The following is a 21,714-nucleotide window of genomic DNA, read 5'->3' as shown; positions in this document are numbered from 1 at the left end:
CGGGAGCACGAACAACCGCAGGAACGACTAATGACGTCTTTTCCACGCCCTCAACCCCTGCTGTCATATCCGCAGGCCGCGTTACGATCCCGGCCAACCTCGGGTCCACGGCGGGAGGCAAGTCGTGCAAGGCGTACGGATAGGTAAGGTTCTCCGCCAGTCGCGGGCGGTCGTGCTGATCGAACTGGCGGTGCTGGCGGTGCTCGCCGTCGGGGCAACAGTGCTGTTCCTGATGCCGGACGACACATCGGAGCCGGCGGCGACCGCCAGCCCGACGCAGGCCATCGAGTTGCCCGGCCTGCCCGACTCCACCGCGCCGGTGGTGATGCCCGGCCGTCCCGGCGAAGAGGCCCGGACGGCGCCGGCGAACGAGGTGCCGGCCCTGCCGCGCCAGCCACACAACAACGCGGACATCCGCTTCGTCACCATGATGATCCCGCACCACGAGCAGGCGCTGGTGATGGCCCGACTGGTCCCCGACCGAGGCGAGAACGAGCAGCTCAAGCGCATCGCGGCACGCATGCTGGCGGCTCAGGAGCCCGAGATCAAGTTCATGGAGACCTGGCTGGCCGAGCGCGGCCTGGACCGCAACTCCGGCGGCGACCACCAGCACACGATGTCCGGCATGCAGTCGGCGGAGGCGCTGAACCGTCTCACCGCCGCTCGCGGCGCCGAGTTCGACCGGATGTTCGTCGCCATGATGACCGAACACCACGAGGGTGCGATCAAGATGGCCAACGAGGCGCTCGTGCTCGGCAGCGAACCCCTCATCAACGAGATGGCCAGCAGCGTGGTGGTGGAGCAGAACGTCGAGATCAACCGGATGCGCCAGGTGCTGGCCAGCGAAGACTGACCTACGGGTACGGGCGACGTCGACCAGCCACGCCCTTCGTCGGGGCCAGCGGGGCTTGTCGGAACGACGGCGTGCAATGTCGGGGGTGGCCGATAGCGTGCGGGCTGAAACCGACGAAAGGGACCCGCCATGACCGAGCCGCCGTTACCGGCCGAGCGTGCCGACCTGCTGGAGGCGCTGCAACTGCAGCGCTTCTTCCTGCGCAACACCACCCGTGATCTCACCGACGAACAGGTCGGCCAGCGCAGCACGGTCAGTGAGCTGTGCCTCGGCGGGCTGATCAAACACGTCGCCGACACCGAGCAGACCTGGACGAGCTTCATCAAGCTCGGTCCGACGGCGATGCCGAGCGCCACCGACCCGGCCACCTTCGAACGGCGAGCGCAGACGTTCCAGATGCTGCCCGGTGAGACACTGGCCGGCATCCTCGCGGCCTACGACACGGTCGCCACGCACACCGACGACCTGATCCGCACCCTGCCCGATCTGGACGCCAGTCAACCCCTGCCCGAGGCACCGTGGTTCGAGTCCGGTGTCCGCTGGTCGGCGCGCCGGGTGCTGCTGCACCTCATCGCCGAGACGTCCCAGCACGCCGGCCACGCCGACATCATCCGCGAGGCCATCGACGGCGCCGAGAGCATGGGCTGACGGCTGGAGCACCGGCGGATCTCAGTCCTTTCAGTACGCCAGGCGACAGGCCGGGGAGCAGTCAGCTGGCATACTCGGCCGGGCCAGGTCGGGCCGAAGATGGTGGTGGAGTGCAGTTCCGGGTGCTGGGGCCGCCGGAGGTGGTCCGGGACGGGCGGATGGTGCCGCTCGGTGGGCCCAAGCACCGGGCGCTGCTGGTGCTGTTCCTGCTTCGGCCGAACCGGTTCGTCGCCGCCGACTGGCTGGTCGACGCGCTGTGGGACGGCCGACCACCGCCCAGTGCGGACATCACCCTGCGTACGTACGTGGCGGGGCTGCGCCGGGCCGTGGAGCCGCACCGCTCCCCCCGCGAGGCGGCCCGCGTCCTGCGGAGCCGGTCGAAGGGCTACGAGCTTCGAGTCGACCCCGACAGCATCGACGCGACCCGGTTCCGGCACCTGGTGGACCGGGCGGCGGAGCGCCTGAGCGCCGGTGAGCCAGCAGCCTCCGAACGCGACTACCACGACGCGTTACGCCTCTGGCGGGGCGAGCCGATGACCGGAGCGGCCGAGTTGGCCGCGGTGCGTCCCGAGGCGGCGCGGCTGGCCGAGCTGCGACTCATCGCCGAGGAGGGACGGTTCACCGCGGCCGTCGCCGCCGGCAGGCACGCGGCTGTCCTCGCCGAGCTGCGTCAGTTCGTGGCGGCCCATCCGGTCCGCGAGACCGCCCGCGCCCAGTTGATGCTGGCGCTGTACCGGGCCGGTCGGCAGACCGAGGCGCTGGCCGCGTACGACGAGGGCCGCCGGATCCTGGTCGACGAGTACGGAATCGATCCCGGCGTACACCTGCGCGAGCTGCACACGCTGATCCTGGAACAGGCGGTCGCGCCCGCCGCTGCACCCCTGTCGGCGCAGGTCAGCACCGGTTCGCTCGCCACAGCGACGCAGGGCATGACCCGTGCGCCCGGCGTGCCGGCGCAGGTGGGGACCGGCTCGCGTCTCGTGCCGGTGGTGTCGGGTGACCCGGCGGGAGCGCTTGTGGGTCGGGGTGCGGAGCTGGCCCGGCTGGTGGCGGCGCTGGCCGGGGCGACCCGCGAGCACGGCCGCAGCGCCATAGTGGTCGGCGAACCGGGGATCGGCAAGACCAGCCTGGCCGCGACGGTCAGCGCCCTCGCCCAGGCCGACGGCGTCGCGGTCGTGTGGGGACACTGTCCCGACCTCGGGCAGGCGCCGCCGTTCTGGCTGTGGCGGCAGGTGGTGCGCGGCCTCGTGGCCATGCCACAGGTCGGGGCCAGCGCAACGGTGCGCGGGCTCGACGGGTTCGCCGCCGGGCCGACCCACGACGCGACCGACGAGGTCAGCCCCGATCCGGCGGCCCGGTTCCAGGCGTACGAGGCGGTGGCGGAGCTGGTCCGCGCGGCGGCCGAGCCGGCCGGGCTGCTCATCGTCCTGGACGATCTGCACGCCGCCGACCCGGACTCGTTGCTGCTGCTGCGCTTCCTCACCACCGCGCTGCCCGGCACCCGCGCCCTGGTGCTGGCCACCCTGCGGCCGTACGCACACGATGCGGCGTTGGTGGCCACGGTGGCGGAACTGGCCCGCGGCCCCGGCTTCGGTCGACTGCGGCTGACCGGGCTGACCACCGACGCGGTGGCCGACCTGGTGCGGCGACGCACCGGCGCGCCACCGGCCGGGCCGGCGCTGGCACGGTTGGTCACCCGCACCGGCGGCAACCCGTTCTTCATCACCGAACTGCTGCGTGCCCGCGCCGATCCGGCCGGCACGGACCTGCCGCCGAGCATCCGGGACACCGTCCGGTTGCGCCTCGGTGGGCTGCCCGTGGCGTCCCGCGACTGCCTGGCCCTGCTCGCGGTGGCCGGTGACGATCTGGACGCCACCACGATGGCCGAGGTTCTCGACCTGTCGGCGGAGGCCGTCGCCGAGGCGCTGAGCACGGCCTACACCGCCGAGTTGGTCACCGAGGCCGAGCCGGGCGGGGTGCGGTTCCGTCATCCGCTGTTCGCGGAGGTCGCCTACGCCGAGTTGCCGCCACCTCGGCGGGCCACTCTGCACGCCCGGCTGGCCGGTGTCCACGAACGGTCCGGGGTGGTCGGCCCGGCCGAGTTGGCGCGCCACTACGGGCAGGCCACCGGACTCGGTCACGAGGCGGACCACCTGCGGTGGTCACTGGCGGCGGCCGACGACGCCACCCGGCGGTTCGCCTACGAGGACGCACTCGGCCACCTGGACCGGGCGGCACACCGGTTGGCCCGGGCCGTCGGCTCCGCCACGGCGGCCCGCACCGAACTCGACGTGCAACTGCATCGGGCGGCGTTGCTGCAGATGACGGTGGGCGTCGGCGCCGACGCCGTCGACCAGGTCTGCGCCCGGGCCCGCGAGCTGCTCACCCTGGTCGGGCCGGACACCGACGTACGACCGGCGTTGTGGGCGCTGGGCGAGCTGGCCGCCAACCAGGCCGACTACGCCGGCTGCACCGAGCTGGCCGAGCGACTCTGCCGAGCCGGCACCACCACCGCCACCCACACCGACGCCGACACCAGCACCGACACCGACGAGTTGACCGTGGCGGCCGGTGAGTACCTGCTCGGGGTGGTCGGCTACTTCACCGGTCGGCTCGACGAGGCCGACCAGCGGCTCACCGCCGCGATCGACCGGCTCGGGGCGGTGGACTCGCGGCTGCTGGGCCGGCAGGTGGGTCGCCTGCCGGTGCTGGCCGCCCACAACTTCCGGGCCCTGGTCAGGTCATTGCGCGGTGACCCGGTGGCGGCCCGACGCGACATCCGGGACGCCGAACTGCTCGCGGAGCGGCTGGACGACCCGTACGGTCGGGCCAACGCCGCCCTGTTCGCGGCCTGGACGGGCGTTCAGGAACGGGACGTGCCGATGGTGCGGGCCGCCGCCGCCCGATGCCAGGAGATCGGCGCGGCCAACGGCATGCCGCACTTCGTGGCCACCGGTGGGTTCTTCCGGGAGTGGGCCGCCGCCCGAGGTGGTGCCCCGGACCGACTGGCGGCGATGCGCGTCGCGGTGGAGGGCATCTACCGTCCCGGGCTGCGCGCCACCCGCACCGTCACCTTCACCGCGATGGCCGAGGCGTACCTGGCCGCGGGTGACCGGGACACCGCGGCGGCGTTGGCGCAGGAGGGCCTGGTCGTGGTGGACCGGCTCGGTGAGACGGTGTTCGCCGCCGAACTGCACCGCATCCGCGGCATCGCCCGCGACGACCCGGCCGCGCTGGCGGCCGGTGCCCGCCTCGCCGAGGAACAGGGCGCCGAGCTGCTGCTGGCCCGGTTCCCACCGCAGCTCGACGGCCGGTCGAGCTGACCTCCACAACAACTCCACGCGTCTTCCACACCCGACTGCTGTGCTGAGCACCGTCAGATCCGGCCCGGGCACACCGGGCAACGGTGTGGGAGGAACAGTCATGAAGCCCGCTCAGCCAGCACCGCAGCCGGCAGCCGCAGACGTCGACGTCGTGGTGGTCGGATGCGGTCCGGTCGGCGCGTTGACCGCGAACCTGCTCGGCCTGCGCGGGGTGCGCACACTTGTGGTGGAGCGCAGCACGACGCCGCACGGTCAACCCCGGGCGTTCTCCTGCGACGACGAGGCATTGCGGATCTACCAGCAGGTGGGCCTGCTCGACCAGATCGGCGCCGACCTGCACCAGCCGGCCCGGGCCGACTACGTCAACGCCGCCGGGAAGACCTTCGCCACCATCGACTTCTCACAGGTGGACTTCGGGTTCGGACACGCGCCGCTGAACTTCTTCGATCAGCCGCGCCTGGAGCAGGTCCTGCGGTGCGGGCTCGACCGGTACGACCACGTCGAGCTGCGGCTGGGCACCGAACTGGTGAGCCTCTACCAGGACGACGACCGGGTGCACCTGGTGCTGCGCGACATGGCCACCGGGCAGTCGTACCCGGTGCAGGCCCGGTACGTGCTGGGTTGCGACGGTGCCCGCAGCACCACCCGCGCGGCCGTACGCATCCCGCTGACCGGGGCGAGTTACGCCGAACCGTGGCTGGCCGTCTCCGGTGATGTGCCGTCGGAGGCGATCCGTGCGCCGCACACCACGTTCGTCTGCGACTGGCGGCGGCCGGCGTTCGTCTCCCCCGGCGCCCGGGGCAGCTACCGGGCCGAGTTCATGCTCCAGCCGGACGAGACCGAGGCCGACATGACCCGTCCGGAGCGGATCGCCGAACTTGTCGCGCCGTACGTCGATCCGGCCCGGTTCACCGTCACTCGGGCGGTGATCTACACCTTCCACCATCTGATCGCGCAGCGGTGGCGGGAGGGGCGGGTGTTCCTGCTGGGCGATGCCGCCCACCAGATGCCCCCGTTCCTCGGGCAGGGCCTGTGCAGCGGGCTACGCGACGCGGCGAACCTGACCTGGAAGCTCGCCCTGGTGCTCGGCCGCGACGCCGACCCCGCGCTGTTGGACACCTACGAGGCCGAACGGCGTGGGCACACCGCGGCGATGGCGGACACCAGCGTCCGGCTCGGACGGGTGTTCCTGGCCCGTAGCCGCCCCGCCGCCTGGCTGCGGGACACCGCGCTGCGGGCGGTGCAGACCGTGCCCCGGGTCCGCCGGTTCGTGCGGCGTTTCGAGTTCAAACCCCTGCCCGCGTACGACCGGGGCCTGTTCGCCGGTGGGCGGCGCCATGGTGCGGTGGGCACGATGTTCCCGCAGCCCCGGGTCACCGTGGCCGGGTCGACCGACCCGGTCCTGCTTGACGAGGTGCTCGGTGCCGGATTCGCCCTGCTGGGCACGGCGGTGCCGGCCGGCGGGTCCGGCTGGCCGGGGGTGCCGGTGCGCACCGTCGTGGTGCATCCGGCAGGCAGCACGGGACCGGCCCCGGCCGGTGCCGAGCCCGATGACGCGCAGGTGCCCGTCGTCGACGTCGACGGCGTGATCGTCTCGTGGCTGCGTCGGCACCGGTGCGACGCGGTGGTGCTGCGGCCGGACCGGTTCGTCTACGCCCTCGGGTCCGCAGCGGACGACGCGATGCTGCCGTCCCTGGCGGCGGCGCTCGGTACGCCCGACACCGTCGCTGTGGCCCGGTCGATCTGATCGGTCAGCGGGCGCAGCGTCCGAGGTCGACCAAACGGCCGGGACATCACCGTCCCTTTCCGACTTTCCGCCGGTCAGCGGGGTGAGCGGGGTGCCGCCGGCAGGGTGACCAGGTCTAGCATGTGGATCATCAAACCGTGACCCCCTGGTTGACATCGGCCAACAGCCGAGTGAAGGGAAACCACACGTGCGTCGAACCCCCCATCTAGCCCTGGTGGGCGTGGGTGTGACCGGTGCCCTGGTGCTCAGCGCCAGCCCGGTCGCCGCGAAACCCGCGCCCGCCTCCACCACCCCCGGCATCGTGGTCAGCGACGGCATGACCCAGCCGGTCTTCTCGCTCGCCGACGCGATCGAGGAGCGGGTGTATGTCGAGACTCCGGTGGACACCGACGGCGACGGCCGTCGTGACCGGGTCGCCATCGACATCTCCCGTCCTCGGGAGACCGCCACCGAAGGCTTCAAGGTGCCGGTCATCTTCGAGCACAGCCCTTACCGCAAGGGCACCTGGGGCAGCGTGCCCTACCACAGCGTGCTGGTGGACGACCTGCCGCAGAACGGCCTGACCCGCCGGGCCGCGTCGCTGTCCGCCGAGGACGAGACGCAGGGCGCGGTGACCAAGCCCAACCTGCCCGGCCAGCTGGACGACTACTACGTGCCGCGCGGGTACGCGGTGGTGCTCGGCCAGAGCGTCGGCACCGGCGACTCGGACGGCTGCCCGACCAGCGGTGACCAGGCCGAGACGCTGGGCACCAAGGCGGTCATCGACTGGCTCAACGGCCGGGCCAAGGGCTACGACGCCAACGGCGCACCGGTCAAGGCCGACTGGAGCACCGGCGCGGTCGGCATGACCGGCGCCTCCTACAACGGCACCCTGCCCAACCAGGTCGCCACCACCGGGGTCAAGGGCCTCAAGACGATCGTGCCGGTCGCCGCGATCAGCAGCTGGTACGACTACTACCGGGCCAACGGTCTGGTCGTCGCGCCCGGCGGCTACCAGGGCGAGGACGCCGACATCCTGGCCAAGTACACCGCCGGTCGGGCCCGCGCCGAGGGCCACTGCGCCGACGAGATGGCCGAGCTGACCGAGAAGCAGGACCGGATCACCGGCGACTACTCGAAGTTCTGGGCCGACCGCGACTACCTCGACGCCAAGAAGGTCAAGGCCAGCGTCTTCGTGGTGCACGGCCTCAACGACTGGAACGTGCGCACCGAGCAGTTCGCCGGCTGGTGGGACGAGCTGGCCAAGCACAAGGTGCCGCGCAAGCTCTGGCTGCACCAGGGTGGGCACAGCGCGCCGGGCAACACCGCCGCGGTGACTCTGCCCGACGGTAAGACCTGGACGTACAAGCAGACCGAGAATCGCTGGTTCGACTTCTGGCTGTGGAACGTGCCCAACGGCATCATGGACGAACCCAACACCGTGGTGCAGCGCGAGAACCGGGTCAACACCACGTACGCCAACTGGCCGGACCCGGCCACTCGTGAGGTCAAGCTGGCGTTCGGTGCGACCGACGCGACGAGCCCGGGCTCGCTGATCGCCGGCAAGCGTCCCAAGGACGCCACCGTCGAGCAGAGCTTCGTCGACAACGGCCGGACCCTGTCGCCGAACGCGCTGGTCGCCGCGCCGGACGTGGCCAACCCGAACCGGCTGGCCTACCTCACCCCGGAGCTGACCCAGGACGTCCGGATCTCCGGGCGCGCGGAGATGCGGCTGCGGATGGCGATCGAGAACAAGCCGGACGCCAACCTGACCGCGTACCTGGTCAACTACGGACCGGCCGGCTCGACCGTCGCGCCGACCGTGGTGACCCGCGGCTGGCTCGACCCGCAGAACCGCAAGGACGCGGCGCGCAGCGAGCCGCTGAAGCAGGGCAAGCTGTACGACCTGAAGTGGACCCTGGAGCCGAAGGACTACGTCTTCCCGGCGGGTCACCGCATCGGCGTGGTGGTCTTCTCCACCGACCAGGCGCACACCCTGCTGCCCCTGGGTGGCACCGAGTTGCGGGTCGCGCCCAAGCACAGCGAGTTGCGCCTGCCGGTGGTCGGCGGCAAGAAGGCCCTCGCCTTCTGAGCCGTTAGCCCCGACCCGGGCGATCCACGGGCCCGCCGCCGGTACGCCGGTGGCGGGCCCGCTCGCTGCCCCGACCAGCACCAGTCGCCTTTACCTTGCTATTGCCAATAGTTGGCAACAAGGTAGGGTGCCGGCATGAACGCTGAGCCACGTACCTCGCAGGACTCCGGCCGACGCCCGGCGACCGACATGTGTCGGACCGTGCGACGGTCCCTGGTGCTGCACTCCGAACTGCATCGCCGCCCCCAGGAGATGCTGCGCGCGATGCTGGCGCAGGTGGACGCCGACACCCCACCTCACGGGCCGGACGGACCGGTGGCCACCCTGGAGCGGCGGATCGCCGCGCTGCTCGGCAAGGAGGAGGCGCTGTTCTTCCCGTCCGGGACGATGGCGCAACAGGTAGCCCTGCGCATCCACGCCGACTGCCGGGGACGCCGGGCGTTCGCCGCCCACCCGCAGACCCACCTGGAGGTCTGGGAACATCGGGGGTACGCCGTCGTACACGGGTTGCACTGCCATCCGGCCGGCGACCGGCACCGGCTGATGGACCACGACGACCTGGTCGCCGTCGGCGAACCGCTCGCGGCGGTGGTCTGGGAGCTTCCGCAGCGTGACATCGGCGGCCAACTGCCGCAGTGGGACGACCTGGTCGCCCAGACCACGGCGGTACGTGACCGCGGTGCGGCGACCCATCTGGACGGTGCCCGACTCTGGGAGGCCCAGACGTACTACGCGCGGCCGTTCGCCGAGATCGCCGCGCTGTTCGACACCGCGTACGTCTCGCTCTACAAGGGTCTTCAGGGCACCGGTGGTGCGGTGCTCGCCGGGCCGGCCGACGTTATGGCCGAAGCCCGGATCTGGCGGCGGCGGCTCGGTGGCGACGTCTACGACGCCTGGCCGCTCGCGCTGGCCGCCCTGCACGGCCTGGACACCCGCCTGCCCCGCCTGCCGGCCTACCGCGACCACGCGCTGGCGATCGCCGCGGCCATCACGGCCGACGGGGTGGCCCGGGTGGTGCCGGATCCGCCGCAGACGCCGCTGTTCCACATCCACCTGCCCGTCGGGCCGGCCGCCGCCGAGCGGGCCGCCGCGGCCCTGCTCGCCGAGACCGGCGTCGAGATGCTCCGCCGGACCTGGTCGGCGCCGGACCCGCACCGGTGCGCGTTCGAGGTGACCGTCGGGGAGAACGCCATGGCGTTCACTGCCGAGGAGGTCGTCGACCTGCTGCACCGACTGCTCGAGCACGCTGCCTGACGGTCGTCAGGTGCGGAGGGTCCGCAGGATGCGGGTCAGTTCGGCCCGGTCGGCGTCGTCGAGGTGGCCGAAGAAGCGGTCCGCGGCGGCCCGGCGGGCCGCGCGGATCTCGGTGCCGACCCGGCGGCCCTCCTCGGTGAGCGCGACCAGGGTGGCTCGCCGGTCGGCCGGGTCGGGCCGACGCGTGACGAACCCGCGTTCCTGAAGGTCGTCGATGACCTCGGTGGCCGAGCGGGGCGCGATGCGCAGATGCTCGGCGATCGTGCCGGGGCGGGCCTCGCCGAGGCGCGCCAGCACGCCGAGCGCGCGGGACTGGCTGGGGGTGACAGCCCAGGGTTCGAGGGCCTCGCGGGTCTGCCGGCGCAGCCGGGCCGCCACCGCCCTGAAGGTCTCCGCCAGGCTCTCGTCGTCGACGCCGCCGCTGGTGGGCTCGATCACCGGAATACCGTAACACCAGATACGGTTGCACCCCCATAGAGAGGTAACCTCAGCATCTGATCCCCGACGAGAGGCGGTTCCCTTGGAACCCTCCCCCAGCGGCCGCGACCGCGGCCATCGCACCCTCAGCGCCGAGGAGAAGGCGCAGGCCCGCCAGGTGTCACTGCGCCGCATCGGCCGACTCTTCAGCCCCCACCGGCCCGCGCTGGCCGTCGTCACCGCGATCATCGTGGCCTCCTCGATCATCGCGATGGCCACCCCGTTCCTGCTGCGTACGGTGATCGACCGCGCCCTACCCGAAGGCGATACGTCCCTGCTGGTCTGGCTGGTCCTCGGCATGGTCGCAGTGGCCGCCGTCACCGCCGTGCTCGGCGTGGTGCAGACCTGGATCTCCACCCGGGTCGGTCAACAGGTCATGCACCGGCTGCGCACCGACGTCTTCGCACACCTCCAGCGGCAGTCGCTGGGCTTCTTCACCCGCACCCGCACCGGAGAGGTGCAGTCCCGGATCACCAACGACATCGGTGGGATGCAGTCGGTGGTCACCTCCACCGCCACCGCCGTGGCATCCAACCTCACCACCGTGGTCGCCACCGCGGTCGCCATGGTGGCGCTCTCCTGGCAGCTCTCCCTGGTCTCACTTGTCGTACTGCCACCGGCGATCTGGCTGACCCGCCGGGTCGCCCGGATGCGCCGGGAGATCACCGCCCGACGCCAACGCGAACTCGCCGACCTCAACGTCACAGTCGAGGAGGGGCTGTCGATCAGCGGGGTGCAGCTGGCCAAGACCCTCGGCACCGGGCCCGCCCTGACCGACCGGTTCACCGCCTCCTCCCAGCGGCTTGTCGACCTGGAGTTGCGCAGCGAACTGGCCGGCCGGTGGCGGATGGCCACGATGAGCATCATCTTCGCCGCCGTACCCGCCGTCATCTACCTCGCCGCCGGCCTGCCCGGCACCGCCGGCACGCTGAGCATCGGCACCCTGGTCGCCTTCACCGCCCTGCAGGGCGGCCTGTTCCGGCCGCTGACCGGGCTGCTCAACGTGGGCGTCTCGCTGGCCGCGTCGCTGGCGCTGTTCGCCCGGATCTTCGAGTACCTGGACCTGCCGGTCGACGTCGACGACCCCGCCGACCCGGTACGCCTCGATCCCGCCCGGGTACGCGGGCACGTGCGCTTCGAGGACGTCACCTTCACCTACCCGGGCAACGACACCGCCGCGCTGGCCGGGATCAACCTCGACGTACCGGCCGGCGCCCGCCTCGCGGTGGTCGGTGAGACCGGCTCCGGCAAGAGCACCCTCGCCGCGCTGGTCAGCCGGCTGTACGACCCGACCGCCGGCCGGGTCACCATCGACGGCGTGGACCTGCGCGACCTGCGCCTGGCCGACCTGGCCGGGATCGTCGGCGTGGTCAGTCAGGAGACGTACCTGCTGCACAGCACCGTCCGGGAGAACCTGCGCTACGCCCGGCCGGACGCCACGGACGCCGAGATCGAGCAGGCCGCCCGCGCAGCCCAGATCCACGACCTGATCGCCGGCCTTCCCGACGGGTACGACACCATGGTCGGCTCGCGCGGCCACCGGTTCTCCGGCGGCGAGAAACAGCGCCTGGCCATCGCCCGGACGCTGCTGCGTGACCCGCGGATCCTGGTCCTCGACGAGGCCACCAGCGCCCTGGACACCGAGACCGAACGGGCCGTGCAACGGGCCTTCGACGCGCTCGCCGAGGGGCGTACCACGATCACCATCGCCCACCGGCTCTCCACCGTCCGCGACGCCGACCAGATCGTGGTGCTCGACCACGGCCGGGTCGTCGAGGCCGGCGACCACCACAGCCTGAGCAGCCGCAACGGCCGCTACGCCAGTCTGGCCGCCTGAGGCCGGGCTCGACGCGACACAGCGGCCCGACCGGCAGGACGGCACCTTCAGGGGTGCCGCGACGGCCGCCGGGCTGGGATGATCGACCCGATGGCGGGATCACTCTTCGCGACCAGCGACCTGCATGTCGGGTACGCGGAAAATCGACAGATCGTCGACCGGATCGAGCCGGAGTCCACCGACGACTGGCTGGTCGTCGCCGGTGACGTCGGTGAGCGCTTCGACGACATCGAACGCACGTTGCGCCTGCTGCGCGGCCGGTTCGCCCAGGTGATCTGGGCACCCGGCAACCATGAGCTGTGGACGCACGCGTCGGATCCGGTGCGGCTGCGCGGCGAGCACCGCTACCGGGAGCTGGTCCGGATGTGCCGGGACATCGACGTGCTCACCCCGGAGGACGACTACGCCGTCTGGCGGGGACCGGGCGGGCCGGTGACGATCGCCCCGCTGTTCCTGCTCTACGACTACACGTTCCGGCCGCCGGGCGCGGACACCAGGGAGGAGGCACTGCGCCAGGCGTACGACAAGGGTGTGGTCTGCGTCGACGAGATGGTGCTGCACCCGGACCCCTATCCGGACCGGGAGGCCTGGTGCCATGCCCGGGTGGCGCTGTCCGAACGTCGCCTGGCGGCGGCGGATCCGGCGATGCCGACGCTGCTGGTCAACCACTGGCCGCTGGTGCGCCAGCCCACCGAGGTGCTGTGGTACCCGGAGTTCGCGCAGTGGTGCGGCACGGTCCTCACCGCCGACTGGCACGTACGGTTCCGGGCCGCCGCGGTGGTCTACGGTCACCTGCACATCCCCCGGACGACCTACTACGACGGCGTACGGTTCGAGGAGGTCTCGCTCGGCTACCCACGGGAGTGGAGCCGCCGGGGCCCGACCCCGAACCCGCTACGCCGGATCTTCGGAACCCCCTCGTGATCGGCGCGCCGCTGCCGACGCCCGCAGATCAGTAACCGATCGTGCGGTGCAGCCGCAGGAACGTCTCGGTGAAGCCGAGCCTCGGCCAGGTGCGTGAGGACAGCAGGTTTGTCACCCGCCAGTCGGTGACGACGCAGTCGAAGCCACTGTCTACGGCCCAGTCGACGACGGCGGTGCCGAGCGCCCGCCCGGCACCGGCCCCACGGGCAGGCGGGAAGACCGCGGCGTAGCCGAGGAAGCCGGCGTTGTCCGGGCGGGCCGGGCCGAGGTGGCTGCTCGACTTCTCCAGCGCACACCCGATCGCGGAGCCGATCACCGTGCCGTCGCGGACGGCGACGAAGGTGGCGTACTCCGGGTTGTCGATGTCGTCGGCCCAGTCGGCGAGGCTCTCCTCGACGGTGCCGATCCGGCCGGCCGAGAAGGTCGGGGAAAGGCCCTGGTGCGTCGGTAGTTCCAGGTCGAGCCGGGCGAGGTCCGGGATGTCGGCCCGGGTGGCCCGGCGTACCGTCAGGTCTTGCGCCAAGGGCTTCGTGTCCAGCTTCGTCGCCGGCCGGACGGCGTGCGCGTGCTGCTGGCCGAAGCCGAGCCGGAACCAGGCACGGACCAGTTCCTGGTCGTCAGCCGGCACCACGACGTAGTGCGCGGTGCGGCCCTCGTCGACCCAGCGGGTCGCGGCCGCGGCGTACAGGTCGCGCATCGTCTCGGCGTCGGTGGCCGCCTGGCCGGCCGCTTCCACCCAGATGTTCGGCCCCCACAGCGGCGAGGTCTTCGGCGCACCGAGCACGAACCCGACAGGTACGCCGGCCCGGATCGCGACCGCTCCGGAGGCGTCCGGCGCCTTGAACGCGGCGGTCACCTCGGCGACGGCGGTCTCGGGTGCCTCGAAGCGGGGCGAGAGCAACGGCTGGGCGAGACGCTGCCGGCGGTGCCGCTGTGCCAGCAGCGCGCCGCACGCCGTCAGGTCGCCGGCCTCGAATGGCCGGATCTCCACCGGGGACATGGGCGGCACGCTAACGCGCGCCCGCACGCCTGGCATCCGATTTTCACGCCCGAGCCTCCCGGGCCGGGCACCGAGGGCGCTCCCCGAACCCGCCTCCCTACCTAACGGTCGGTAGTCTGGTGACATGACAACCGATCCGATCGTGCAGGCCGTCGCGCTCACCAAGATCTACGAAAACCGCCGGGCGCTCGACGGCCTCGCGCTTCGTGTGCAGCCGGGCAGCCGGTTCGTCGTGCTCGGGCACAACGGCGCGGGCAAGTCGACGCTGCTGGAGATCATCGCGACGCTGCGGGTGCCGACCTCCGGCTCGGTACGCGTCGGCGGCTTCGACACGGTGCGCCAGCCGCGAGAGGCGGGGCGCCTGATCGGCCTCGCACCCCAGTCGAACGCCCTGGACCCGCTGGCCACCCCGACGGAGGTGCTCGACTTCCAGGCGGTGGCCCTGGGCCTGGGGCGTCGCCAGCGCACCCGCCGCACCCGCGACCTGCTCGACCTGTTCGGCCTGGGCGAGCACCGCGCGTCCCGGGTGGCCACCCTGTCCGGGGGCACCCGCCGCAAGCTGGACCTGGCCGTGGCACTGGTCGCCGAGCCGAGGTTGGTGATCCTGGACGAGCCGACCACCGGCCTCGACCCGCTCGCCCGCATCGACTTCTGGGCCGAACTGACCCGGCTCAACTCCGACGGCACGACCCTGCTCATCTCGACCCAGGACCTGCACGAGGCGGACGTCCTCGCCACCGACATCGCGGTGCTGCGCGAGGGCCGGGTCGTCGCCGAGGGCACCCCGGCCACCCTCAAGCAACGCGTGGGTACGCGCACGCTGACCCTCGACCTGTCCACCGACGCCGCCTCGACGGCCCTCGTCTCCTCCTCCCGCGTCGGCTTCCTCGCCGACGACGACCACGCCAACCGGGTACGCCTCGGCATCTCCGACGACCCGGCGGCGCTGCGCGACGCGCTCGCCGAGATCAGAGGCGTGGCCGGCGAGATCACCGGACTCCACCTCTCCGAGCCCTCGCTCGACGACGTGTTCGTCGCGCTGGCCGCCCGCTGACACCCGCCCCTACCCGAAAGGCTCTCCGATGACCCTCCCGTTGGCTGTCGCCGCACCTCGGCGTACCCCGACTCCCGTCGTCCTCGCGGCCGTGCGGCGGTCCACCCGGGCCGTGCTCCGCTCACCCGCGCTGCTCGTCGCACCCGTCGCGCAGAGCCTGTTCTTCCTGCTCGTCTACGCCGGACAACTCAGCACCGTCGGCAGTTCCTACCTGCCCGGAACCGGCTTCATCGCGTTCCTGCTCCCGCTGATCCTGCTCACCGGGGTCGCCACCGGCGCGGGTGCCGCCGGCACGCTCGTGCTGCGCGACATCACCAGCGGATACCTCGACCGCCTCCGACTCGCCCACGGCAGCACGACCCCGTTCCTCGTCGGCCCGGTCGTCGCCGCGCTCGTCGCGGTCGTCGTACAGATGGTGATCACGGTCGTCGGCGCCACGGTGATCGGCTACCGGCCGCAGAGCTGGCCCGGGGTGTTCGCGATGCTGCTGCTGATGGTGGCGCTGGGGCTCGGTGTCGCGCTGCTGAGCACCGCGCTGGCGATCCGGTCGGCCTCGGCGTCCACCACCGGACTGGTCCCGCTCGCCGTGTTCGGGCTGTCCTTCTTCACAGGTGTCTTCGCTCCGGTGGACGAACTCGCGACCTGGATGCGGTTGATCGCCACGGTCAACCCGCTGACCTATATCGTCGAAACCGCCCGTCAACTCGGCAGCGGCGACGCGCTCACCGCTGCCCCGGTCGGCGTCACGGCAGTCGCCATCCTCGCTGTTGCCGGGATCGCCGCCTGTGCCCTGGCCCTGCGCAACGCGAGGAAGAAGCGATGAGTCCGCACACCGACACCCGCGCCCAGATCATGGACGCCTTCGCCGAGCAACTCGCCGCGACCGGCTACCAGGGCATCTCGTTGGCGCAGGTGGGGCGTACCGCCGGCATCCAGAAACCCTCCATCTACCACCACTTTCCGGGTGGCAAGGAGGATCTCTACATCGCGGTCGCCGAGCGCTACATCCGCGACGTCGGTGAGCGGCTCGCCGCCGCGCTCGTCGACCACCGTGACGTCGAGGAGCGGCTGGGCACGCTCGCCGCGGTGGTGGCCGGGCAGAAGGGTGAGTCGATCACCTTCGAGCAACGCATCTACGACACGCTGCACCTGGTCTCCGACGAAACGCGTGACCACGTACGGGCCTGCTACGTGAATCTGGTGCTGGACCCGGTCACCGCGTTCTTCACCTCGGCGCGCGACCAGGGGGTCGTCGCCGGTGAGCCGGCCTTCCTGATGAACGCGTTCCTGCATCTGGCCCGCGCCGCGGATCTCACCGACGACACCGGCCCGACCAGGATCGTCGCCCTCTTCCTCGACGGCGCACGCCCACGGTGACCCGGCGGGGCGTCGGGTAGGTCGGATCGAGGCGTGCCCGGCATGCGGATCCGCACGCTGGGCACGCCTCGGCTCAGCGGAAGGCGGAGTGACCGGTGAGCACCTGACCGATGATCAGCTGGTGGACCTCGGAGGTGCCCTCGTAGGTCAGCACGGACTCCAGGTTCGCGGCGTGCCGGATGACCGGATAGTCGAGGGTGATGCCGGCCGCGCCGAGGATGGTGCGGCATTCCCGGGCGATGGCGATGGCCTCCCGGACGCTGTTGAGCTTGCCGAGGCTGACCTGCCGGTGGTCCAGGGTGCCGGCGTCCTTCGCCGCGCCGAGATGCATCGCCAGCAGCATCCCCTTGCCCAGTTCCAGGCTCATGTCGGCGAGCTTGAGCTGGGTGGCCTGGTACGCGGCGAGCGGCCGGTCGAAGATCTGCCGGCTGCGGGCGTACTCGACGGTGGTCCGCAGGCAGTCGTGGGCCGCGCCGAGCGCCCCGAAGACGATGCCGAAGCGGGCCTCGTTGAGGCAGGACAACGGCCCGGACAGGCCCGCCGCCGCCGGCAGCACGGCGTCGGCGGGCAGCCGCACGTCGTCGAGGACGAGTTCGGAGGTGACCGAGGCGCGCAGCGACTGCTTGCGGGTGATCTCGGCGGTGCTGAAGCCGGCTGTGCCGGCGGGCACCAGGAACCCCCGTACCCCCTCGTCGGTGCGGGCCCAGACCACCGCGACGTCCGCGATCGACCCGTTGGTGATCCACATCTTGGTGCCGGTCAGCACCCAGTCGCTGCCGTCGCGGCGGGCCCGGGTGCGCATGCCGGACGGGTCCGAGCCGAAGTCCGCCTCGGTCAGCCCGAAGCAGCCGATCGCCGTGCCGGCGGCCATCCGGGGCAGCCACTGCTGCTTCTGCTCCTCCGAACCGAACCGCCAGATCGCGTACATGGCCAGCGAGCCCTGCACCGAGACCAGGGAGCGCAGGCCCGAGTCACCGGCCTCCAACTCGAAGCAGGCCAGCCCGTACGCGGTGGCGGAGGTGCCGGCGCAGCCGTAGCCCTGCAGGTGCATCCCGAGTACGCCGAGTTCACCCAGCTCGACGGCCAACTCCCGGGCCGGCAGCTGACCGTCGTCGTACCAGGTCGCGATGTGCGGCCGGACCCGCCGGTCGACGAACTCGCGCACGGCGGCCTGCAGCTGCCGGGTGTCGTCGTCGATCAGCGAGTCGATCCCGAAGTAGTCGAGGGTGGACGCGGGAACGGTCAAGGTCACGGTCGGCTTCCTTTTCGGCGATGCTACGAGTCAGTCGAGGATGCCCTCGTGCAGGGCGCGCAGCACCGCGTTCGTCCGGTCCCGGGCACCGAGCTTGGTCAGGATCATGGAGACATGGTTCTTGACCGTACCCTCGGCCAGGAAGAGCGCACCGGCGATCTCCCGGTTGCTGTAACCGTGCGCGACCAGCCGCAGCACCTCCCGCTCACGCTCGGTGAGGCTCTGCACGGTGGGCGCGTCCGGGCCGGCCGGTGAGGGGCCCGAGCGGATCGCCCGCAGCATCCGGTCGGTGATCGACGGGGCGATGAGCGTGCCACCGTCGGCGAGCGTGTGGATCGCCCGGGTCAGCTGTCCCAGGGTCACGTCCTTGAGCAGGTAGCCGCGCGCCCCCGCGCGCAGGGCACCCAGCACCAGCGCGTCGTCGTCGAACGTGGTCAACACCAGCACCGGGATGTCGATGTCGGCGGCCTTGAGCTGCTCGATGGTCCAGATGCCGTCGAAGCGGGGCATCCGCAGGTCCAGCAGGATCACGTCGGGCATGGTCTGCGCGATCACCGGCAGCGCGGCCCGGCCGTCGGCGGCCTCACCGACGACGTCGATCTGGGCGACCTCCAGCAGCCCACGAATGCCCTGCCGGACGAGGGTCTGATCGTCCACGACCACCACCCGGATCATGACGTGGGCACCCGTGCGGTCACCCGGAAGCCCGCCGAACCGTCGACGACGACCTCGCCGCCGAGCGCCTCGAAACGTTCCCGCAACCCTCGCAGCCCGTTGCCGAACGCCGGCCTGCGCGCACCGCGCCCGTCGTCGTGCGCGTCGAGCACCGCGGCACCGTCGTCACCGGTGACCGAGATCCGCAGCCGCTGCGCCTCGGCGTGCCGAATGGTGTTGGTGATGATCTCCTGTGCCGCGCGGACGAACGCCGCACCGCGTTCCTCGTCCACCCGCAGGTCGGCCGACACGTCGATGGACACGTCGAGACCGGGCAGGTCACGGGCCATCCGCCGGAGCGCCTGACCGAGATCGACGCTCTCCGTACGCAACTGTCCGACAGTGGCCCGGACGTCGCCGAGCAGGTCCCGGGCGACACGGTCGGCCCGCTCCACGTGCTCCCGCGCCGCCGCACCGTCCAGGTGCCGGGCGGTCTCCAGTTCCAGGGTCAACACGGTCAACTGGTGGCCGATCAGGTCGTGCAGCTCCCGGGAGATCCGCAGCCGTTCCTCGGTCCGCGCCGATTCCTCCAGGCGCAGACCGGCGGCCTTCACCTCGACGTGCGCGGCGGCCAGCTCACGACGCATCCGCTGTTCGCGCAGCAGGGTCATCGAGCTGAGCAGCGAAGCCAGCTGGATGAGCAGGTAGAAACCGACGATCAGGGTCAACTCCGCCGGCGTACGGGTGGTCGGCACCGCGACGAGGATGATCACCGCCGTGTTGAGACCGACCACGGTCAGCCCGACGGACAGCGGCACCACGTGGACGCTCACCGCGGCGGTGAGAACCAGCAGCACGGGAAGCAACCCGAGGTGTCGCGCGGTGAGCACCAACGTCCAGGCCGCCACGACGGCCACCCCGTACGCCACGTACCGCGACCGACCCTGCTCGGGCGCGGCCGTCGCGGTGAGCAGCGCCGCCAGCAGCAGCACGAACAGGGCGAGCCACCAGCCCCGCCCGATCATCAGCTCGGCCGCGCCGAACAGGCCGGGGGCGGCGACGGCCACCGCCACCACGAGCATCGCCAGACCGGACCACTCCTCGGTGCCGACACGTCGCATGTCCCCACCCTAGGCGGGGTTCGTCCTGGTCACCGGTGCCGGAAGTCATGGTCGCGGTTGATGACTTCCGGCACCGGACATCGGCCCGGCGACGCTCGTAGCGTCGGAGCATGACCAGTTCCGAGCCGGCCGTCCTCGCCGAGAACCTCGCCAAGAGCTACCGCCACATCCAGGCGGTGGCGCAGGTGAGCCTGCGGGTCGCGCCCGGCGAGACCATGGGCATCCTCGGCACCAACGGTGCCGGCAAGACGACGACCATCGAGATGATCGCCGGGCTGCGGGTGCCCGACCGGGGGCGGGTACGCGTCCTCGGCCTCGACCCCCGTCGCGACCGCGCCCGACTGCGGCAGGTGCTCGGCGTCCAACTTCAGGACGCCTACCTGCACCACGCGCTGCGCGTCAGCGAACTGGTCGAGCTGTACCGCAGCTTCTATCCCGATCCGCGTCCCGCCGACGAACTGCTGGAACTGGTCGACCTGACCCGGCAGCGCCGCACCATCTTCGAGAAGCTCTCCGGCGGGCAGAAGCAGCGTCTCTCGATCGCCCTCGCGCTCGTCGGGCGGCCACGGGTCGCGATCCTCGACGAGCTGACCACCGGCCTCGATCCGGCGGCCCGGCGACGCATGTGGACCGCCATCGAGCAGCTCAGGTCCGAAGGGGTCACCGTCCTGCTGGTCAGCCACGCGATGGAGGAGGTCGACCGGCTCTGCGACCGGGTCGCCGTCCTCGACGCCGGCCGGGTCGTCGCGGTGGACACACCCGCCGGTCTGCGTGCCCGGGCCGGCACCGACACCCTCGACGACGCGTTCGTCACGTTGACCGGCAAGGACCTCGAGGAGGCGACATGACCACCGCGATCACGCCCCATCGGCCCGGGGTACGCGCCCTGCTCGTCCTGGTCGGCTGCGAGGCAAGAATGGTCGTACGGGACACCGCAGGGCTTGTCGTCCCGCTGGGCCTGCCGCTGCTGATCCTGCTGACCAGCGCCGGTTCCGCCGGCAACCAGGTCGTGGCCGACGGGCGTACGGCGTTGGAGGTGTACGTCCTTCCGCTGGTGGTCACCATGGTCGTGGCGATGATCGGCATCATCAACATGCCGAGTTTCCTGGCCTACTACCGACGCTCGGGCATCCTGCGGCGGCTGGCGGTCACCCCGCTCTCGCCGGCTCTGGTGCTGGCCGCCCAGGCGATCGTGAGCGTCGCGCAGACGCTCGTCGGCATCACGGTGGCCGCCGGGGTGGCGGTGCTGGTGTTCGACGCCCGCCCGCCCGCCGACGTCGCGGTGGCGCTCGGCGTGCTGGCGCTCACCATGGCGGCGATGTACGCCATCGGCATGCTTGTCGCGGCGGTCGCACCGACACCGAACTCGGCCGTGGCCCTCGGCCTTGTCACGTTCTTCCTCCTCGGTGCCCTCGGCGGCATGTTCGGTGGCCGGCAGGCGTTGCCCGATCCGCTCGCCGACCTCGGCGGCTGGCTGCCCTTCGGCGCCGCCGTGCAGGCCATCTCGTCCGCCTGGACCGGCTCGGCCGTCGGCGGAGCGCACCTGCTCGGTCTCGGCGCGACAGTCCTCGTCGGCACCCTGGTAGCCGGCCTCCTGTTCCGCTGGGAATAATCCCGACGTGACTGGCCACCTCATCCGCGACCGTACGCCGGCCGACCTACCCGCCTGCGTGCGGTTGCTGGCCGAGGTGCACCGCGCCGACCGGTACCCGCTCAACTGGCCTGCCGACCCGTACCGCTGGTTGTGCCCGACGTGGCTGCGCCGGGCGTGGGTCGCCGTGAGCGAGAGCGGCGACGTGGTCGGGCACCTCGCTGTTGAACAGACACCAGACGACGGGACCGAGGTGGTCCGGTTGTTCGTCGCACCCGTTTACCGTCGCCGTCGCGTCGGCACCGATCTGCTGCAGCGGGCCGCGCAGTGGGCCGAAGATCAACAGATCACCCTGACGTTGCAGGTGGTCGACCGGGCCGACTCGTCGGCCGTGGCGCTGTACGAAGAGCAGGGATGGCGCAACAGCGGCACGAGCACTGCGGACTGGACCACTGCGGATGGCCGGCCAGTGACCGTACGCCACTATGTCCTCTCCCCCGGCCGGCTCGGTCGTTGACCTGCCACGGGCTT

19 protein-coding genes are annotated in these 21,714 nt (G+C 71.7%); 14 read left to right on the top strand and 5 right to left on the bottom strand.

What is annotated here, in order from left to right; genetic code table 11:
- The first annotated feature begins 124 nt into the window (after positions 1-124).
- The 6 genes from Vgi01_RS13275 to Vgi01_RS13250 all read left to right on the top strand — a co-directional run bounded on the left by Vgi01_RS13275 (position 125) and on the right by Vgi01_RS13250 (position 9,896).
- Positions 125-853 (top strand): DUF305 domain-containing protein, encoded by a 729-nt coding sequence (locus Vgi01_RS13275; RefSeq protein ID WP_204291197.1) that lies wholly within the window; start codon positions 125-127, stop codon positions 851-853.
- 129 nt (positions 854-982) lie between these two features.
- On the top strand, positions 983-1,501 hold the full coding sequence (locus Vgi01_RS13270; RefSeq protein ID WP_204291196.1) for a DinB family protein: 519 nt from the start codon (positions 983-985) through the stop codon (positions 1,499-1,501).
- A 110-nt stretch (positions 1,502-1,611) separates the two neighbouring features.
- Positions 1,612-4,824 carry an ATP-binding protein gene (locus Vgi01_RS13265; RefSeq protein ID WP_204291195.1) on the top strand — a complete coding sequence of 1,071 codons (3,213 nt, stop codon included), beginning with the start codon at positions 1,612-1,614 and terminating at the stop codon, positions 4,822-4,824.
- 100 nt (positions 4,825-4,924) lie between these two features.
- Entirely contained in the window at positions 4,925-6,571 is a 1,647-nt protein-coding gene (locus Vgi01_RS13260; RefSeq protein ID WP_204291194.1) for a bifunctional 3-(3-hydroxy-phenyl)propionate/3-hydroxycinnamic acid hydroxylase, read from the top strand.
- 187 nt (positions 6,572-6,758) lie between these two features.
- Positions 6,759-8,642: a Xaa-Pro dipeptidyl-peptidase gene (locus tag Vgi01_RS13255; RefSeq protein WP_239088933.1), complete on the top strand. Its 1,884-nt coding sequence runs from the start codon at positions 6,759-6,761 to the stop codon at positions 8,640-8,642.
- A 135-nt stretch (positions 8,643-8,777) separates the two neighbouring features.
- Positions 8,778-9,896, top strand: coding sequence for a threonine aldolase family protein (locus Vgi01_RS13250; RefSeq protein ID WP_204291193.1), 1,119 nt, complete (start codon positions 8,778-8,780; stop codon positions 9,894-9,896).
- A 6-nt stretch (positions 9,897-9,902) separates the two neighbouring features.
- Here Vgi01_RS13250 and Vgi01_RS13245 read toward each other — a convergent pair whose 3' ends face one another.
- Positions 9,903-10,334: a MarR family winged helix-turn-helix transcriptional regulator gene (locus Vgi01_RS13245; protein WP_102656485.1), complete on the bottom strand. Its 432-nt coding sequence runs from the start codon at positions 10,332-10,334 to the stop codon at positions 9,903-9,905.
- An 82-nt stretch (positions 10,335-10,416) separates the two neighbouring features.
- On the opposite strand from Vgi01_RS13245, the gene Vgi01_RS13240 reads away from it, so the two are divergent.
- Positions 10,417-12,210: an ABC transporter ATP-binding protein gene (locus Vgi01_RS13240; RefSeq protein WP_204291192.1), complete on the top strand. Its 1,794-nt coding sequence runs from the start codon at positions 10,417-10,419 to the stop codon at positions 12,208-12,210.
- Positions 12,211-12,300: 90 nt separating this feature from the next.
- The gene (locus tag Vgi01_RS13235) at positions 12,301-13,134 is read left to right on the top strand and encodes a metallophosphoesterase family protein (RefSeq protein WP_204291191.1); all 834 of its coding nucleotides are present in this window, start codon (positions 12,301-12,303) and stop codon (positions 13,132-13,134) included.
- A gap of 28 nt (positions 13,135-13,162) precedes the next feature.
- Here Vgi01_RS13235 and Vgi01_RS13230 read toward each other — a convergent pair whose 3' ends face one another.
- Positions 13,163-14,134 carry a GNAT family N-acetyltransferase gene (locus Vgi01_RS13230; RefSeq protein WP_239088932.1) on the bottom strand — a complete coding sequence of 324 codons (972 nt, stop codon included), beginning with the start codon at positions 14,132-14,134 and terminating at the stop codon, positions 13,163-13,165.
- A 124-nt stretch (positions 14,135-14,258) separates the two neighbouring features.
- Here Vgi01_RS13230 and Vgi01_RS13225 point away from each other — a divergent pair, with 124 nt between their 5' ends.
- The 3 genes from Vgi01_RS13225 to Vgi01_RS13215 are packed head-to-tail and all read left to right on the top strand — an operon-like array spanning position 14,259 to position 16,565.
- Positions 14,259-15,188: an ABC transporter ATP-binding protein gene (locus tag Vgi01_RS13225; protein ID WP_204291190.1), complete on the top strand. Its 930-nt coding sequence runs from the start codon at positions 14,259-14,261 to the stop codon at positions 15,186-15,188.
- Positions 15,189-15,216: 28 nt separating this feature from the next.
- Positions 15,217-16,011, top strand: a complete 795-nt coding sequence (locus Vgi01_RS13220; protein WP_102656488.1) for an ABC transporter permease — start codon at positions 15,217-15,219, stop codon at positions 16,009-16,011.
- Entirely contained in the window at positions 16,008-16,565 is a 558-nt protein-coding gene (locus Vgi01_RS13215) for a TetR/AcrR family transcriptional regulator (RefSeq protein WP_102656489.1), read from the top strand. Before Vgi01_RS13220 ends, Vgi01_RS13215 begins: the two co-directional genes overlap by 4 nt.
- Before the next feature lie 73 nt (positions 16,566-16,638).
- Here the strand turns inward: Vgi01_RS13215 and Vgi01_RS13210 are convergent, their stop codons facing one another.
- The 3 genes from Vgi01_RS13210 to Vgi01_RS13200 all read right to left on the bottom strand — a co-directional run bounded on the left by Vgi01_RS13210 (position 16,639) and on the right by Vgi01_RS13200 (position 19,592).
- On the bottom strand, positions 16,639-17,775 hold the full coding sequence (locus tag Vgi01_RS13210) for an acyl-CoA dehydrogenase family protein (protein ID WP_373306951.1): 1,137 nt from the start codon (positions 17,773-17,775) through the stop codon (positions 16,639-16,641).
- Positions 17,776-17,847: 72 nt separating this feature from the next.
- Positions 17,848-18,474 (bottom strand): response regulator, encoded by a 627-nt coding sequence (locus Vgi01_RS13205; protein WP_239088931.1) that lies wholly within the window; start codon positions 18,472-18,474, stop codon positions 17,848-17,850.
- A 14-nt stretch (positions 18,475-18,488) separates the two neighbouring features.
- Positions 18,489-19,592 carry a sensor histidine kinase gene (locus tag Vgi01_RS13200; RefSeq protein WP_204291187.1) on the bottom strand — a complete coding sequence of 368 codons (1,104 nt, stop codon included), beginning with the start codon at positions 19,590-19,592 and terminating at the stop codon, positions 18,489-18,491.
- 110 nt (positions 19,593-19,702) lie between these two features.
- Here Vgi01_RS13200 and Vgi01_RS13195 point away from each other — a divergent pair, with 110 nt between their 5' ends.
- From Vgi01_RS13195 to Vgi01_RS13185, 3 genes are read left to right on the top strand one after another with little or no spacing between them, the layout of a single operon-like run.
- Positions 19,703-20,440 carry an ABC transporter ATP-binding protein gene (locus Vgi01_RS13195; RefSeq protein ID WP_204291186.1) on the top strand — a complete coding sequence of 246 codons (738 nt, stop codon included), beginning with the start codon at positions 19,703-19,705 and terminating at the stop codon, positions 20,438-20,440.
- Positions 20,437-21,204, top strand: coding sequence for an ABC transporter permease (locus tag Vgi01_RS13190; RefSeq protein WP_204291185.1), 768 nt, complete (start codon positions 20,437-20,439; stop codon positions 21,202-21,204). Before Vgi01_RS13195 ends, Vgi01_RS13190 begins: the two co-directional genes overlap by 4 nt.
- Positions 21,205-21,211: 7 nt before the next feature.
- Entirely contained in the window at positions 21,212-21,700 is a 489-nt protein-coding gene (locus tag Vgi01_RS13185; RefSeq protein ID WP_102656494.1) for a GNAT family N-acetyltransferase, read from the top strand.
- The last annotated feature ends 14 nt before the right edge of the window (positions 21,701-21,714 follow it).

The sequence above is a fragment of the Micromonospora gifhornensis genome, assembly GCF_016863515.1.
Classification (GTDB): Bacteria; Actinomycetota; Actinomycetes; order Mycobacteriales; family Micromonosporaceae; genus Micromonospora; species Micromonospora gifhornensis.
Note: the sequence above shows the minus strand (reverse complement) of the source record. Positions and strands in the feature narration are given on the sequence as shown.

Excerpts from the sequence above, each read along its gene's own strand:
- Vgi01_RS13215 (WP_102656489.1), top strand. The coding sequence starts at position 16,008 with ATGAGTCCGCACACCGACACCCGCGCCCAGATCATGGACGCCTTCGCC.
- Vgi01_RS13190 (WP_204291185.1), top strand. The coding sequence starts at position 20,437 with ATGACCACCGCGATCACGCCCCATCGGCCCGGGGTACGCGCCCTGCTC.
- Vgi01_RS13200 (WP_204291187.1), bottom strand. The coding sequence starts at position 19,592 with ATGCGACGTGTCGGCACCGAGGAGTGGTCCGGTCTGGCGATGCTCGTG.
- Vgi01_RS13250 (WP_204291193.1), top strand. The coding sequence starts at position 8,778 with ATGAACGCTGAGCCACGTACCTCGCAGGACTCCGGCCGACGCCCGGCG.
- Vgi01_RS13230 (WP_239088932.1), bottom strand. The coding sequence starts at position 14,134 with ATGTCCCCGGTGGAGATCCGGCCATTCGAGGCCGGCGACCTGACGGCG.
- Vgi01_RS13235 (WP_204291191.1), top strand. The coding sequence starts at position 12,301 with ATGGCGGGATCACTCTTCGCGACCAGCGACCTGCATGTCGGGTACGCG.
- Vgi01_RS13220 (WP_102656488.1), top strand. The coding sequence starts at position 15,217 with ATGACCCTCCCGTTGGCTGTCGCCGCACCTCGGCGTACCCCGACTCCC.
- Vgi01_RS13195 (WP_204291186.1), top strand. The coding sequence starts at position 19,703 with ATGACCAGTTCCGAGCCGGCCGTCCTCGCCGAGAACCTCGCCAAGAGC.
- Vgi01_RS13225 (WP_204291190.1), top strand. The coding sequence starts at position 14,259 with ATGACAACCGATCCGATCGTGCAGGCCGTCGCGCTCACCAAGATCTAC.
- Vgi01_RS13270 (WP_204291196.1), top strand. The coding sequence starts at position 983 with ATGACCGAGCCGCCGTTACCGGCCGAGCGTGCCGACCTGCTGGAGGCG.
- Vgi01_RS13260 (WP_204291194.1), top strand. The coding sequence starts at position 4,925 with ATGAAGCCCGCTCAGCCAGCACCGCAGCCGGCAGCCGCAGACGTCGAC.